Source organism: Streptomyces anulatus, assembly GCF_014650675.1.
GTDB classification, from domain to species: Bacteria; Actinomycetota; Actinomycetes; order Streptomycetales; family Streptomycetaceae; genus Streptomyces; species Streptomyces anulatus.
Genome location: NZ_BMVK01000006.1, coordinates 475,532 through 489,679, shown reverse-complemented (window position 1 = coordinate 489,679; position 14,148 = coordinate 475,532). Strand labels below are relative to the sequence as shown.

General features: G+C 73.6%; 12 protein-coding genes, 1 rRNA gene and 1 pseudogene. 10 read left to right on the top strand and 4 right to left on the bottom strand.

Annotated features, from left to right (window positions below; translation table 11 throughout):
- Positions 1-147: 147 nt before the first annotated feature.
- The 3 genes and pseudogenes from rrf to IE272_RS18630 all read left to right on the top strand — a co-directional run bounded on the left by rrf (position 148) and on the right by IE272_RS18630 (position 2,659).
- Positions 148-264 (top strand): 5S ribosomal RNA (gene rrf / locus IE272_RS18640).
- Positions 265-391: 127 nt separating this feature from the next.
- Positions 392-1,441 (top strand): annotated as a pseudogene (locus IE272_RS39425) (hypothetical protein); the annotation flags it as partial.
- 435 nt (positions 1,442-1,876) lie between these two features.
- Positions 1,877-2,659, top strand: a complete 783-nt coding sequence (locus IE272_RS18630) for a tetratricopeptide repeat protein (RefSeq protein ID WP_190007295.1) — start codon at positions 1,877-1,879, stop codon at positions 2,657-2,659.
- Positions 2,660-2,739: 80 nt separating this feature from the next.
- On the opposite strand, the gene IE272_RS18625 is transcribed toward IE272_RS18630, so the two are convergent.
- Entirely contained in the window at positions 2,740-4,020 is a 1,281-nt protein-coding gene (locus IE272_RS18625) for a DUF1015 family protein (RefSeq protein WP_190007294.1), read from the bottom strand.
- Positions 4,021-4,090: 70 nt separating this feature from the next.
- On the opposite strand from IE272_RS18625, the gene IE272_RS18620 reads away from it, so the two are divergent.
- Positions 4,091-5,122 (top strand): HAD-IIA family hydrolase, encoded by a 1,032-nt coding sequence (locus IE272_RS18620; protein WP_190007293.1) that lies wholly within the window; start codon positions 4,091-4,093, stop codon positions 5,120-5,122.
- A 262-nt stretch (positions 5,123-5,384) separates the two neighbouring features.
- The gene (locus tag IE272_RS18615; RefSeq protein ID WP_050362315.1) at positions 5,385-6,188 is read left to right on the top strand and encodes an ABC transporter ATP-binding protein; all 804 of its coding nucleotides are present in this window, start codon (positions 5,385-5,387) and stop codon (positions 6,186-6,188) included.
- Between the two features lie 95 nt (positions 6,189-6,283).
- Here IE272_RS18615 and IE272_RS18610 read toward each other — a convergent pair whose 3' ends face one another.
- A complete protein-coding gene (locus tag IE272_RS18610; RefSeq protein WP_032792128.1) occupies positions 6,284-6,631 on the bottom strand; it encodes an SCP2 sterol-binding domain-containing protein in 348 nt (115 codons plus the stop codon).
- 42 nt (positions 6,632-6,673) lie between these two features.
- Between IE272_RS18610 and IE272_RS18605 the strand changes: the two genes are divergently transcribed.
- From IE272_RS18605 to IE272_RS18585, 5 genes are all read left to right on the top strand, one after another.
- On the top strand, positions 6,674-7,078 hold the full coding sequence (locus tag IE272_RS18605; RefSeq protein WP_190007292.1) for a hypothetical protein: 405 nt from the start codon (positions 6,674-6,676) through the stop codon (positions 7,076-7,078).
- A gap of 7 nt (positions 7,079-7,085) precedes the next feature.
- Positions 7,086-7,901 (top strand): TlyA family RNA methyltransferase, encoded by an 816-nt coding sequence (locus IE272_RS18600; protein WP_032792126.1) that lies wholly within the window; start codon positions 7,086-7,088, stop codon positions 7,899-7,901.
- A gap of 8 nt (positions 7,902-7,909) precedes the next feature.
- Positions 7,910-8,815, top strand: a complete 906-nt coding sequence (locus IE272_RS18595) for an NAD kinase (protein ID WP_050362313.1) — start codon at positions 7,910-7,912, stop codon at positions 8,813-8,815.
- A gap of 95 nt (positions 8,816-8,910) precedes the next feature.
- Positions 8,911-10,653 carry a DNA repair protein RecN gene (gene recN / locus IE272_RS18590; protein ID WP_050362312.1) on the top strand — a complete coding sequence of 581 codons (1,743 nt, stop codon included), beginning with the start codon at positions 8,911-8,913 and terminating at the stop codon, positions 10,651-10,653.
- 239 nt (positions 10,654-10,892) lie between these two features.
- Positions 10,893-11,990, top strand: coding sequence for a glycosyltransferase family 4 protein (locus tag IE272_RS18585; protein ID WP_190007291.1), 1,098 nt, complete (start codon positions 10,893-10,895; stop codon positions 11,988-11,990).
- A 24-nt stretch (positions 11,991-12,014) separates the two neighbouring features.
- Here IE272_RS18585 and IE272_RS18580 read toward each other — a convergent pair whose 3' ends face one another.
- Positions 12,015-13,640, bottom strand: coding sequence for a PucR family transcriptional regulator (locus IE272_RS18580; protein WP_050362310.1), 1,626 nt, complete (start codon positions 13,638-13,640; stop codon positions 12,015-12,017).
- Positions 13,641-13,771: 131 nt separating this feature from the next.
- Positions 13,772-14,116, bottom strand: a complete 345-nt coding sequence (locus tag IE272_RS18575; RefSeq protein WP_057661829.1) for a MerR family transcriptional regulator — start codon at positions 14,114-14,116, stop codon at positions 13,772-13,774.
- Positions 14,117-14,148: the final 32 nt, after the last annotated feature.

The following is a 14,148-nucleotide window of genomic DNA, read 5'->3' as shown; positions in this document are numbered from 1 at the left end:
AGCTGACTGGTACTAATAGGCCGAGGGCTTGTCCTCAGTTGCTCGCGTCCACTGTGTTGTTCCCGGGTTGCGAACAGTTATCGCACCGGTTGAACAGTTTCACTACTTAATTGAAAAGTGTGCTTGTTCGCTAGAACCCGATAGGGTTTCGGTGGTCATTGCGTTAGGGAAACGCCCGGTTACATTCCGAACCCGGAAGCTAAGCCTTTCAGCGCCGATGGTACTGCAGGGGGGACCCTGTGGGAGAGTAGGACGCCGCCGAACAATCTTTCAAGGACCCCTGGTCCCAGCGTTCATGCTGGGACCAGGGGTCCTTTTGTTTTTCCCGAAGCGCGTCGACTGGTCGGCTGCGCGAGAATGTCTGTGGTACCCAAAGACAGGAGTCACACCCATGTCCACCAACTCTCCCGACGACCGTCCGGAGCGCGAGCCGCGTCGCCGGGACGGCGGTGACAGGGGCGGTTACCGCGGTGGTCGTGACGACCGGTCCGGTTCCGGCGCACCTCGACGCGACAACGACCGCGGCGGCTTCCGCCGCGACGACAACAGGCCTTCCGGAGGCGGCACTGGCGGTGGCTTCCGCCGTGACGACCGGGACCGCGACCGTGGCCCGCGTCGTGACGACAGCCGGCCGACCGGTGGTGGGTTCCGTCGCGATGACAACCGGGGCGGCGGTTCCGGTGGTGGCTTCCGTCGTGACGACAACCGGGGCGGTGGCTCCGGCGGCGGCTTCCGACGTGATGACAGCCGGCCTTCCGGTGGTGGGTTCCGTCGTGATGACAGCCGTGGTGGGGACCGTGACCGTGGGCCCCGTCGTGATGACGACCGCGGTGGTCAGCAGCGTGATGACCGCGGTGGCCGTCCCAGCGGTGGCTTCGAGCGCCGTGACGACCGCCCTCGTGGCCCGCGCCGTGACGACGACCGGCCCTCCGGTGGTGGGTTCCGTCGTGACGACAACCGCGGTGGCGGCTCCGGCGGCGGCTTCCGACGTGACGACAACCGGGGCGGTGGCTCCGGTGGTGGCTTGCGCCGCGATGACAACCGGGGCGGCGGCTTCGAGCGCCGTGACGACCGGCCTCGCGGTCCGCGCCGTGACGATGACCGGCCCTCCGGCGGCGGTTTCCGTCGTGACGACAACCGGGGCGGTGGCTCCGGCGGCGGCTTCCGACGTGATGACAGTCGGCCTTCCGGTGGTGGGTTCCGTCGTGATGACAGCCGTGGTGGGGACCGTGACCGTGGGCCCCGTCGTGATGACGACCGTGGTGGGTACCGCGGTGGTCAGCAGCGTGATGACCGTGGTGGTCGTCCCAGCGGTGGCTTCGAGCGCCGTGACGACCGCCCTCGTGGCCCGCGCCGTGACGACGACCGGCCCTCCGGCGGTGGCTTCCGTCGTGACGACAACCGCGGTGGCGGCTCCGGCGGCGGCTTCCGCCGCGATGACAACCGGCCTTCCGGTGGTGGCTTCCGTCGTGACGACAGCCGGCCTTCCGGTGGTGGGTTCCGTCGTGACGACAGCCGTGGTGGGGACCGTGACCGTGGGCCCCGTCGTGATGACGACCGTGGTGGGTACCGCGGTGGTCAGCAGCGTGATGACCGTGGTGGCCGTCCCAGCGGTGGCTTCGAGCGCCGCGACGACCGCCCTCGCGGCCCGCGCCGCGACGACGACCGGCCCTCCGGCGGCGGCTTCCGTCGCGACGACAACCGGGGCGGCGACAGGGACCGGGGCGGATACCGCGGCGGCCAGCGCGACGACCGCGACCGCGGGGGCTTCCGGGGGCGTGATGACCGGGACCGCGACCGTGAGCCGATCAAGCGGCTGCCGATTCCGGACGACGTCACGGGCGACGAGATCGACAAGGACGTACGCCAGGAGCTCATGAGCCTGCCGAAGACCCTTGCCGAGGACGTCGCGCGCAACCTCGTCATGGTGGCCCGGCTGATCGACGAGGACCCCGAGGAGGCGTACGCGTACGCCCGTATCGCCCTTCGGCTCGCGTCCCGTGTCGCGGCCGTGCGTGAGGCGGCCGGGTTCGCGGCGTACGCGACGCAGAAGTACGCCGAGGCGCTCGCCGAGTTCCGGGCGGCCCGGCGGATGACCGGGTCCGTGGACCTGTGGCCCGTCATGGCGGACTGCGAGCGCGGGCTCGGTCGGCCCGAGCGGGCGATGGCCATGGCCGGCGAGCCCGAGGTGCAGAAGCTGGACAAGGCCGGACAGGTCGAGATGCGGTTGGTGGCCGCCGGGGCACGTCGTGACATGGGTCAGATCGACGCCGCCATCGTGACGCTCCAGAGCCCCGAGCTCGCGTCCAACTCCGTGCAGTCCTGGACGCCGCGACTTCGCTACGCGTACGCGGACGCCCTGCTGGAGGCGGGGCGCGAGGACGAGGCGCGGGAGTGGTTCGGGAAGGCGCTGGAGGCCGACAAGGACGGTTCCACCGACGCGTCGGACCGGCTCGCCGAGCTCGACGGCGTGGAGTTCGTCGATGTCCTCGGTGACGACGACCCGACCGGGGCGGACGCGGCCGACGAGGTCGCGCCTCGTGACGAGGACGCGTCCGGGGACCGTGACGACGAGGACGACGTGCGCGATGACGCCGACCTCGACGACGGGCAGGACGACGACGAGGACGACGACCAGCACGGTTCGGTCAAGGCTTAGCAGCCGATGAAGAGGGGGCGGCACTCCGGTCGGAGTGCCGCCCCCTCTTCGCGTTCCGTGCCGGTCCGCCGGTCTGCGGATCAGTCGAGGGCGAGGCTCCGCATGACCAGGCCCGTGGCCGGCTTCGGGCCGAACGACGTCGACTTGCGGGGCATGGTGACGCCCTGCCGGGCCAGGTCCCGGACGACCTCTTCACGTACGGGATGCATCAGGACCGCCGTGGCGTCGAGGCGTTCCGCCTGTTCGACGGCGGCCGCGGCGTCGTGGATGTAGCCGATGTGCTCGGGTGCGTCGGGGATCCGCCACACGTCGTCGAGCAGCGCGGAGTGCAGGACCGTCGCGTCCAGGGAGCGCCAGGCGTCGGGGCGGTCCGTCCGGACGGTGCGAGCCAGCAGGGCCGGGTCGGGGCGGTCCACCAGATGGAAGCCGCCGTCGCCGGCGAGGAGGAACGCGTTGCCCCCGGCCGCCGCTACGGCCAGCGCGTCGAGAGCCCGGGGGAGCGGCCCCTCGACCGGCCGGACGCGGAAGAGACCGGTCAGCGCTTCCAGAGCCCGGGAGACCGGCAGCCCGCGCAGCAGCCGGTGGATGGCGCGGACCTGGAGCGGATGGCGGGCCGTGTCGACGAGGAGGACGAGACCGTGGTCCCACGGCCCGGGGGCGGTCTGTTCCCGCTGGAGCCGCAGATAGGTGGCCCAGCGATGGTGGCCGTCCGCGATGAGCGCCTGGTGCCGGGCGAGGTCCGACGCGATCTCGCTCCGCTCGGACGGATCGGTCACGGCCCAGAGCCGGTGCCGGAAACCGTCCTCCGTCGTGGTGGCGAGCAGCGGCTCCCGCAGGACCGTGCGCTCGATCACCGAGGCCGCCCCGGCCGGTGCGCCCGGCTCGCCGCGGTAGGTCAGCAGCAGCGGCTCCAGATGGGCCCCCGTCGTACGCATCAGCTCCGCGCGGTCCGCGACGACGTCGTCCATGACGTCCTCGTGGGGCAGCACGATGCCCTCGGCGGCGGGGGAGAGGGCCAGGGCGCCGATCAGGCCCCGCTGGAGGATCTCGTCGTTCCGCTGCTCGTAGACGTACAGCACCGGGTCCGGGTCCGGTGCGATGACACCCTCGGCCAGCCAGCGGTCCAGTGTGGCGGCCGCCTGCCGGTGCCGGTCCCGGGCCGTGTCGGCCTGGGGGAGGATGAGACGCACGATGTTGTGCGGATCCGCGGACTCCAGGTGGTGCAGCCCGTCGGGCCGGACGACCACGTCGTACGGGGGCGAGGTCACGGCGGCAAGGCTGCCGACCCGCTCGGGGACGTAACGCAGTCCGCGGAACGGGAAAAGCCGCAGCCCCTGGTCGACGGGACCTGAAGTGTTCATCAGGGCATCGTATGTGTGCAGCGGGCATACGCGATGATCGGGGCGGAAGCCTGGAAGAGGAGCGATCCATATGAGCCACCAGCAGGACAGGTCCCGGCCGTCGGGGAGCAGTACGGCGCTGAGCGAGGCGTACGACACGGCTCTCCTCGACCTCGACGGGGTCGTGTACGCGGGCGGGGAAGCCATCGGCCACGCCGTGGAGTCGCTGACCGTGGCGCGGGCCGGGGGCATGCACCTCGCCTACGTCACCAACAACGCGCTGCGGACGCCGGACGCGGTGGCGGAGCACCTGACGGAGCTCGGGGTGCCCGCCGAACCCTCCGATGTGATCACCTCCGCGCAGGCCGTCGCCCGCCTGGTCGCCGATCAACTGCCGCCCGGGGCAAGGGTGCTGGCGATCGGCGGCGAAGGGCTGCGGGTCGCGCTGCGCGAGCGCGGGCTGGTGCCGGTGGAGTCGGCGGACGACGACCCGGCGGCGGTGGCGCAGGGATACGGCGGGCCGGACATGGCGTGGGGGCGGTTCGCCGAGGCGAGCTACGCGATCCGGCGCGGGCTGCCGTGGTTCGCGTCCAACACCGACCTGACCATCCCGGGCGCCCGGGGCATCGCGCCCGGCAACGGGGCAGCGGTCGAGGTCGTCCGGATCGCCACCGGGGCCGAGCCGCAGGTCGCCGGGAAGCCGTTGCCGCCGATGCACCGCGAGACCGTGCTGCGGACCGGGGCGAAGCGGCCGATCGTCGTCGGGGACCGGCTGGACACGGACATCGAGGGCGCGTTCAACGGGGGCGTGGACTCGCTGCTGGTGCTGACCGGGGTGACCGACGCGGCGCAGTTGCTGGCCGCTCCGCCCCAGCACCGGCCGACCTATGTGGACCGGGACCTGCGGGGGCTGCTGACCGGGCAGCCCGAGGTGACGCCGGCCGGTGACGCGTACCGGTGCGGGGGCTGGACGGCTGCCGTGCGCGGGGACGGCCTGGTGCTGGAGGGCGAGGGCGAGGCGCTCGACGGGCTGCGGGCGCTCTGCGCGGCGGCCTGGAGCTTCGCCGGTTCGGGTGTGTGCGGGCTGGAGACGGGGAAGGCCCTCGCCGGGCTCGGGCTCTGAACCGGTTCCCCCCGGCACGGCCCGACGGACCGACGTCTGGCGCCACCCGCGCAGCGGACCCCGGCGTCGCCCGACCAACCGATCCGCGCCGCCTCTCGACGCCCTTGGCACGCGAAGGTGTTGAGGGTGTCGAGGGTGTGGGGCGGCGGCCCGCGACCACTGGCGTGAAGAGGAAGATAGGCTAACCTAACCTGGTGCTGCTCGGTGGTCTGCCCGTGCCCCGCGCCGTGCGCTCCACCTCACCGACTCCGGGAGTACGACCATGCAGCGCCTCACCGCAGAATCGGTGACCCTCGGCTACGACCAGCGGGTCATCACCGAGAACCTCTCGGTGGAGATTCCCGACAACTCCTTCACCGTGATCGTCGGTCCCAACGCCTGCGGCAAGTCGACCCTGCTGCGCGCCCTCGCCCGGATGCTGAAGCCGAGCCGGGGGCAGGTCCTGCTGGACGGGCAGACCATCCACCAGCTGCCCGCGAAGAAGGTCGCCCGGACGCTGGGGCTGCTGCCCCAGTCCTCCATAGCGCCCGACGGGATCACCGTCGCCGACCTCGTCGCCCGCGGCCGGTACCCCCACCAGGGGCTGCTGCGGCAGTGGTCGCCGGAGGACGAGCGGGTCGTCGACGAGTCCATGGAGTCCACCGGCGTCGCCGAGCTTGCCGACCGCTATGTCGACGAACTGTCCGGCGGTCAGCGTCAGCGGGTCTGGATCGCCATGGCGCTGGCCCAGCAGACGCCGCTGCTGCTGCTCGACGAGCCGACGACGTACCTCGACATCCAGCACCAGATCGATGTCCTCGACCTGTGCGCGGAGCTGCACGAGACGCAGGGGCGCACGCTGGTGGCGGTGCTCCACGACCTGAACCACGCCGCGCGGTACGCCACGCATCTCATCGCGATGCGGGACGGGGACATCGTCGCGGAGGGACCGCCTTCGGAGGTGGTCGACGCGGCGCTGGTGGAGCGGGTGTTCGGGATGCGGTGCCAGGTGATCGACGACCCGGAGACGGGGACGCCGTTGGTCGTGCCGGCCGCGCGTAAGGCTCGGAAAGTGGCCGCCGCGTAGGGGGTGGGCAGGGGGTACGGCGGTGGGCGCGGGGTGCGCCCCGGTGGGCGCTTTGTCCTCAATCGCCGGACGGGCTTGATCTGGTCGTCGCCCGTCTACAGCAGCGATCTCAGTTTCAGCAGGTCCCGGAAGCCCGCCTCCAGGCGTACGCGGCCCGAGCCCCACGCCTTCGCGAAGTTCAGGTCGCCGTCCACCAGTGCCACCAGGTCGTCGCCCGTCATCGCGAGTCTGATCTCGGCCTTCTCCCGGGGCGGCCCCTCGACCGTGTCCCGTACCAGGATCCGGCCATCGGCCAGCCGGCCGGTGAACGTGATGTCGAGGTCCTTGATGTGACAGCTCAGCGAGCGGTCGAGGGCAGCCGTGCCGCGCACGTCGCCCTCGGCGGCTGCGAGGTTGTCGGAAAGTCTTCTCAGTGCGCTGCGGCACTCAGCCATGGTCGCCATCGTGCTCGACGGTACACCGGCCTGTCGCGGTAGCGTTTCGGCATGAGCGACTGGACGCCGGAGGCGGAGGTACCGCCCGTGAGCACGCCCGACGAGCCGGACCCGGCGATGGACGGGCCGGTGGACGGGCCGGTGGCGGACGCGACCGGGGCCGGGGGGCAGGCCCTCGGGGTGCCCTCCTTCGAGCCGGCCGAGCCCGCACCCCTGGGGGTCGTGCGCACCCCCACCGGCCACGCCGCGGTGGACGCCCGGCTGGAGCGTCTCGCCGATGCGGACCACCTCCCGGCGGACGGGCACATCGAGGTGTACGAGGATGTACACCGTGGGCTGCGGTCGGAGCTGACCTCGCTGGACGCCCGTCCGGCCGCCGTGCCGGGTCCCGCGTCCACGCCCTCGCACCGACCGCACGACACGCATCACCACACGCACCACGACAACAGGAGCTGAACCGAACGTGGCAGGAGTGGCACGTCGCCGCCTCGACGCCGAGCTGGTACGCCGCAAGCTCGCCCGCTCGCGCGAGCACGCGAGCCAGCTGATCGCCGCGGGGCGCGTCACCGTCGGCCGGACCACCGCGACCAAACCCGCCACCCAGGTCGAGACGGCCGCCGCGATCGTCGTCACCAAGGACGACGGCGACCCGGACTACGTCTCGCGCGGCGGCCACAAGCTGGCCGGGGCGCTCGCCGCCTTCGTGCCGCTCGGGCTGACCGTTCAGGGGCGGCGGGCGCTGGACGCCGGGGCGTCGACCGGCGGCTTCACCGACGTGCTGCTGCGGGCGGGGGCCCGGCAGGTCGTCGCCGTCGACGTCGGCTACGGGCAGCTCGCCTGGTCGCTGCAGTCCGATGAACGGGTCGTCGTCAAGGACCGTACCAACGTGCGGGAGTTGACCTTGGAAGCCATCGACGGGGAGGCGGTCGACCTGGTGGTGGGGGATCTGTCCTTCATCCCGCTGGGACTCGTACTGCCCGCCCTCGCCCGGTGCGCCGGGCCCGACGCGGACCTGGTCCTCATGGTCAAGCCGCAGTTCGAGGTGGGCAAGGAGCGGCTCGGCAGCGGCGGAGTGGTGCGGAGTCCGGAGCTGCGCGCCGAAGCGGTACGGGAAGTGGCGCGGCGGGCCTGGGGGCTGGGCCTCGGCGTACGGGGGGTGACGGCCAGTCCGCTGCCCGGCCCGTCGGGGAACGTCGAGTACTTTCTGTGGCTGCGGGCCGGCGCACCCGAGCTGGATCCCGCGGATGTCGACCGTGCAGTGGCGGAGGGGCCTCGTTGACGACGAATGTGACCACGAATGCGGCACGAACAGTCTTCCTTTTGGCGCACACCGGCCGGCCGGCCGCGATCCGCAGCGCGGAGCTCGTCGTGCAGGGGCTGCTGCGCAACGGGCTCGGCGTACGGGTCTCGGCGACCGAGGCGGCCGATCTGCCGCTGCCGGACACCGTGGAGACGGTCACCGACACCAGCCCGTCGGCCGTGGACGGCTGCGAGCTGCTGATCGTCCTCGGAGGTGACGGCACCCTGTTGCGCGGCGCGGAGTTCTCCCGCGCCTCCGGGGTGCCGATGCTCGGCGTCAACCTCGGACGCGTCGGCTTCCTCGCCGAGGCCGAGCGCGACGACCTCGACCAGGTGGTCTCCCGGGTCGTCACCCGCGACTACGAGGTCGAGGAGCGGATGACGATCGACGTCCTCGTGCACAGCAACGGCGACGTCGTGCACAGCGACTGGGCGCTCAACGAGGCGGCCGTGCAGAAGGTGTCGCCCGAGCGGATGCTCGAAGTCGTCCTGGAGATCGACGGCCGCCCGGTCACCGGGTTCGGCTGCGACGGGATCGTCTGCGCGACCCCGACCGGTTCGACCGCGTACGCCTTCTCGGCGGGCGGGCCCGTCGTCTGGCCCGAGGTCGAGGCGCTGCTGATGGTCCCGATCAGCGCCCACGCGCTGTTCGCCAAGCCGCTGGTGACCTCGCCCACGTCCGTGCTCGCGGTCGAGGTCCAGCCGCACACCCCGCACGGGGTGCTGTGGTGCGACGGGCGGCGGACCGTGGAGCTGCCCGCCGGCGCGCGGGTCGAGGTGCGGCGCGGTGCGGTGCCCGTACGGCTGGCGCGGCTGCACCAGGCCTCGTTCACCGACCGGCTGGTGGCGAAGTTCGCGCTGCCCGTCTCGGGCTGGCGGGGCGCGCCCCACTGACGGATCCGGAGACGTTCCACGGTTCCCGCGACCCTCGGGAGAGTGAATCCGGGGGCGGGGGCCGTCGCGCGCCCGCCCCGGGACCTCGTAAGGTCATGTCCGTGCTGGAGGAGATGCGGATACGGTCGCTCGGAGTCATCGACGACGCGGTGGTGGAGCTGTCACCCGGTTTCACCGCGGTCACGGGTGAGACCGGTGCGGGCAAGACCATGGTCGTCACGAGCCTCGGGCTGCTGCTCGGCGGGCGCGCGGACCCCGCCCTCGTACGGGTCGGGGCCAAGGCCGCGGTCGTCGAGGGCCGGATCACGGTGTCCGAGGGCGACGCGGCGGCGCTGCGGGCCGAGGAGGCCGGGGCGGAACTCGACGACGGTGCGCTGCTCATCAGCCGTACCGTTTCGGCCGAAGGACGCTCACGGGCCCATCTCGGCGGCAGATCCGTGCCGGTGGGGGTCCTGACCGAGCTGGCGGACGAACTCGTCGCCGTGCACGGCCAGACCGACCAGCAGGGCCTGCTCAAGCCCGCGCGGCAGCGGGGGGCGCTGGACCGGTACGCCGGGGACGGCGTGGCGGGCCCGCACGCCGCGTACACGGCGGCCTACCGGCGGCTGCGGACCGTCGCCGCGACCTTGGAGGAGCTGACCACCCGGGCCCGGGAGCGGGCCCAGGAGGCGGATCTGCTGCGCTTCGGTCTGAACGAGGTGGCCGCCGTCGAGCCGTTGCCGGGCGAGGACGTCGAGCTGGCCGCCGAGGCGGAGCGGCTCGGACATGCCGAGGCGCTCGCCTCCGCGGCCTCCCTCGCGCACACCGCGCTCGCGGGGAACCCGGAGGATCCGGAGAGCGTCGACGCCACCACCGTGGTCGCCGCCGCCGGGCAGGCCCTGGACGGGGTCCGGGCCCACGACCCGGCGCTGGCCGCGCTGGCCGACCGGATCGGGGAGATCTCCATCCTGATCGCCGACGTCTCCGGCGAGCTGGCCGGGTACGCCGACCAACTGGAAGCCGACCCGCTGCGGCTGGCCGCCGTGGAGGAGCGCCGGGCCGCGCTGACCACCCTGACCCGGAAGTACGGCTCGGACATCACGGCCGTGCTCGCCTGGGCCCAGGAGGGCGCCGGCCGGCTCACCGAACTGGAGGGCGACGACGAGCGCATCGGCGAACTGACCGCCGAGCGCGACGGGCTGCGGGCCGAACTCTCCGTGCTCGGACAGGCGTTGACCGACGCGCGTACGGAGGCGGCCGCCCGGTTCGCCGAGGCGGTGACGGACGAGCTGGCCTCGCTCGCCATGCCGCACGCCCGGGTCTCCTTCGCCATCCGGCAGACCGAGGCGGCGGACGAGGCGTCCGGCATCGACATCGGCGGGCGCAGCGTCGCCTACGGCCCGTCGGGCGCGGACGAGGTCGAGCTGCTGCTCGCCCCGCACCCCGGGGCCCAGCCCCGGCCGATCGCCAAGGGCGCTTCGGGCGGCGAGCTGTCCCGGGTGATGCTCGCGGTCGAGGTCGTCTTCGCGGGCTCCGACCCCGTACCGACGTATCTCTTCGACGAGGTCGACGCGGGCGTCGGCGGCAAGGCGGCGGTCGAGGTCGGCCGACGGCTCGCCAAGCTCGCCCGGTCCGCCCAGGTGGTCGTCGTGACCCACCTGCCGCAGGTGGCGGCCTTCGCCGACCGGCAGCTGCTGGTCGAGAAGACCGTGGACGGCTCGGTGACCCGCAGCGGGGTCACCGTCCTGGAGGGCGAGGACCGGGTCCGGGAGCTGTCGCGGATGCTGGCGGGCCAGGAGGACTCCGAGACGGCCCGCGCCCACGCGGAGGAGCTGCTGGCCACGGCCCGCGCCGAATAGCCGCTAGCGGAGGGCCGTACGGGTACGGGCGGGGGGATTCCCTCCGCCCGTACGCGCTTCCGCAGGGCGGATGACGACAACCTCGCACCCCGATATTCACCCGGGAGAGTGGCGCGGTGTGGTCGGTTGTCGCCATGAGTGCGGCAGCAACGTTACGGCGGTCCCGGAACGTGCGTACGGGCTGGCATCCTTGGCGCTGTACTTTCCGCCGACTCCGGAGCCCCGGGGAGCCAATCAACGTGTCACAACTGCGTACGGTCCAAGTCCTGGGCGGCGGCAGTGCGGGCAGTAGCGCGCACGTCGGTTCGCTGGCCGCCGGGCTGGTGGCGCGCGGGGTACAGGTGACCGTCTGCGCCCCGCCCGCGGTGGACCGCGCCTACGACTTCACGGCGACCGGAGCCCGGTTCCTCCCGGTGCCCCGGCGCAGCGACCCGGCCGCCGTCGCCGCGCTGCGGGCCGCCTGCACGGGAGCGGACGTCGTCCACGCCCATGGACTCCACGCGGCCGCCCGCACCGCCCTCGCGCTGAGCGGCCGCGCCGTGCCGCTGGTGATGACCTGGCACACGCGGCGGTACGCGGAAGGCGCCCGCCGCCAGATCCTCCACCTGCTGGAACGGCGCGCCGCACGGGCGGCGGCCGTGGTCCTCGCGCCCTCGTCCGATCTGGTGGACCTGGCCCGTGAGCGGGGCGCCCGCGACGCCCGGCTCGCCCCCGTCGCCGTCCCGCCCCCGCGCTCGGACGGCACCGACGGCGAGGGCAAGGCACGGGCCGAACTGGGGGCGGTGGACCGGCCGTTGCTGATGGCCGTCGGCAGTCTCGTGCCGCATCACGGCTTCGACGTCCTGCTGGACGCGGCCCGCGTCTGGCGGAGTCTGGACCCCGTGCCGCTGCTCGTCATCGCGGGGGAGGGGCGCGACCGGAACGCACTGCAACGCCAGATCAGGGACGAGCAGTTGCCCGTCACGCTCATCGGGTGCCGGGACGGTGTGGGGGAGTTGCTCGCCGCCGCCGATCTGGCCCTGCTGCCGAGCCGGTGGGAGGGCCGCTCCCTGCTGGCGCAGGAGGCGCTGCGCGCCGGGGTGCCGCTCGTCGCCACCGCCGTCGGCGGCGTGCCCGAACTGGTCGGCCGGGCCGCCGAGTTGGTGCCGTACGGCAACGCAGAGGCGCTCGCCCGTACGGTCGTGAGGCTGCTCGGCGACCCGGCGGAGCGCGCCCGGCTCGCCGAGGCCGGGCGGGTGCAGGCGGCGGGCTGGCCGACCGAGGACGACACGATCGCCCATGTGCTCAGCGTCTACGACGAGTTGGCGCAGCCGCTGGCGACGGGGCGGGTGCGCTGAAGCGGCGGGTTCCGGGGGCTGCGCTCAGGTCGTGTGGCGTCGGGCCCGCAGCGCCAGGCTCAGCGCCAGCACCGTCTGCGGGTCGTCCAGGTCCGTGCCCAGCAGCTCGCCGATCCGGGCCAGGCGGTTGTAGAGCGTCTGCCGGTTGAGGTGCAGATCGCGGGCGGTCTCCGCCTTGCGGCCCGCGTGCGCCAGATACGCCTGCAGCGTCGGGAGCAGCGGCGGGCGCGAGGTGCGGTCGTGCTCGCGCAGCGGGCCGATCGCCCGGTTCACGAACGCCGCGAGGTCCGGATGGTCCCGCAGCCGCCACAGCAGCAGGTCGATGTCGAGGCGCCGGGCGTCGTACCAGGGCCGGTCGTCCAGGCCCTGCGCGGCCGTCGCCGTCTCCGACGCGTGCCGCAGCCCCGCGCCCGCCGCGGCCCAGCCGCCCGGGACGCCGACCACGACGACCGGCGGCTGCGATCCGGCGCGGTCGAGGCCGGCCCGCTCCACCCCGGCCCGCAGCGCCGCCGCCACCCGGTCCGCGACCGCGGTGCGCTCGCCCTCCGAACGCAGCCCCAGCAGCAGCGGGACCCGCCCCTCCACGGGCCGTACGCCGAGCAGCACCGGCACCCCGACCGAGGCCAGTTCCTCCAGGACCGCACGGGCCAGCACCGCCCAGTTGCCCGACGGGGACAGCTCGGGGGCCAGCCGCATCACCACCGGGAGCAGCGGGGTGTCGCCGGGCCGGAAGCCGAGCACCCGGGCCTGGGCGGGGGCGTCCTCCGGAGCGATCCGGCCCTCCGCGAGGTCGGTGAGGAAGTCGCCCCGGCCCCGGGCCGCCAGCTCCTCCTCCTGCCGGGCCTGCATCAGCACGACGGCGAGCAGGCCCGCCGCGCGCTCCGCCGCCATCCGGTGCACGGTCGCCAGCGGCCCGGCCACCGCGAGCAGCACCAGCCGGGCCCGTACCGCACCGGTCTCGGGCCCGCCGCCGGGCACGTCCACCAGCACCGCACCGGCCGGCGGGCTCTCCCGGGCCGCCCGGTCGCCGCGCATGCCCTCCCAGACCTGGAGCGGGTCCGCGCCCACCGGGCCGGTGCCGGTGGACGCCGCGTACAGGAGCCGGCCGTCGGGCGTCTCCAGGAAGACCGGGTTGGCGGTGAAGTCGGCGAGGATCCCGAGGACCTGCGGCACCCCGCCCCCGTCGAGCAGCGCCCGGGTGGCGCGCCGGTGCACCTCCTCCGCCTGCTGGAGCAGCGCGTAGTGCCCGTTGACGATCTCGGTGTGCACCTCCTCGGTCACCGCGACGAACGGCACCTCACGGTGCAGCTGGACCAGCGGGAGCCCGGCCGTGCGGGCGGCGTCCACGATGGAGGCGGGCAGCCGGCCGAAGCGCGGGCCGAGCTCCACCACCAGGGCCGCGATGCCCCGGTCGGCGAGACGGCGGACGAAGGCGCGCTGTTCGGCGGGGCGGGCGCCCAGGCCCAGGCCGGTGGTCAGGAGCAGCTCGCCGCCCTTGAGGAGCGAGGCGATGTTCGGGACCTCGCCCGCGTGCACCCAGCGCACCGTACGGTTCAGCCGGTCGGCGCCGGCCACCACCTCCGGGAGCCCGGCGCGCAGCCCCGGCAGCTCCAGCGCCCGCTGCACGGTGATTCCGCTGTGGCTCTCCACGTACCGGCCCGCTTCCCTTGTGCCCCGCCCGTCGATCGGGCGGTCGTCCTGTTCAGGACGCTACCGCCCGGGGCACGGGGCGCGCATCGCAGGGGAGGAGCGCGGACGCGCCACCGCGCCGGGCCCGCCGGTCAGGGCTGCGTCAGCAACCCCGCGAGCGTGCCCCGGCTGCGCCGCAGCGCCTCGATCCGGTCATCCATCACCGCCAGCTCCCCGCCGAGGATCTCCCGCAGCTCCGCGCACCAGTCGAACGCGGGCCCCTCGCCCCGGGCACACGGCAGCACCTGAGCGATCACCTCGGTGGACAGGCCCGCCCGCAGCAGCGCGCGGATCTGCGTGACGGTCACCACGGCCTCCTCGGCGTAGTCGCGGTAGCCGTTCGCGCCCCGCCCGGCCGACAGCAGCCCCTGCGCCTCGTAGTACCGCAGCGACCGTGCGCTGACGCCCGTCCGCCGGGACAACTCCCCGATCAGCATGTACCCGTGCCCCGTTCCCTCTTGACCTTGTC

Coding starts and splice junctions, on each gene's coding strand:
- recN (WP_050362312.1), top strand. CDS start 8,911: ATGTCCGTGCTGGAGGAGATGCGGATACGGTCGCTCGGAGTCATCGAC.
- IE272_RS18615 (WP_050362315.1), top strand. CDS start 5,385: ATGCAGCGCCTCACCGCAGAATCGGTGACCCTCGGCTACGACCAGCGG.
- IE272_RS18630 (WP_190007295.1), top strand. CDS start 1,877: ATGAGCCTGCCGAAGACCCTTGCCGAGGACGTCGCGCGCAACCTCGTC.
- IE272_RS18605 (WP_190007292.1), top strand. CDS start 6,674: ATGAGCGACTGGACGCCGGAGGCGGAGGTACCGCCCGTGAGCACGCCC.
- IE272_RS18575 (WP_057661829.1), bottom strand. CDS start 14,116: ATGCTGATCGGGGAGTTGTCCCGGCGGACGGGCGTCAGCGCACGGTCG.
- IE272_RS18610 (WP_032792128.1), bottom strand. CDS start 6,631: ATGGCGACCATGGCTGAGTGCCGCAGCGCACTGAGAAGACTTTCCGAC.
- IE272_RS18625 (WP_190007294.1), bottom strand. CDS start 4,020: ATGAACACTTCAGGTCCCGTCGACCAGGGGCTGCGGCTTTTCCCGTTC.
- IE272_RS18620 (WP_190007293.1), top strand. CDS start 4,091: ATGAGCCACCAGCAGGACAGGTCCCGGCCGTCGGGGAGCAGTACGGCG.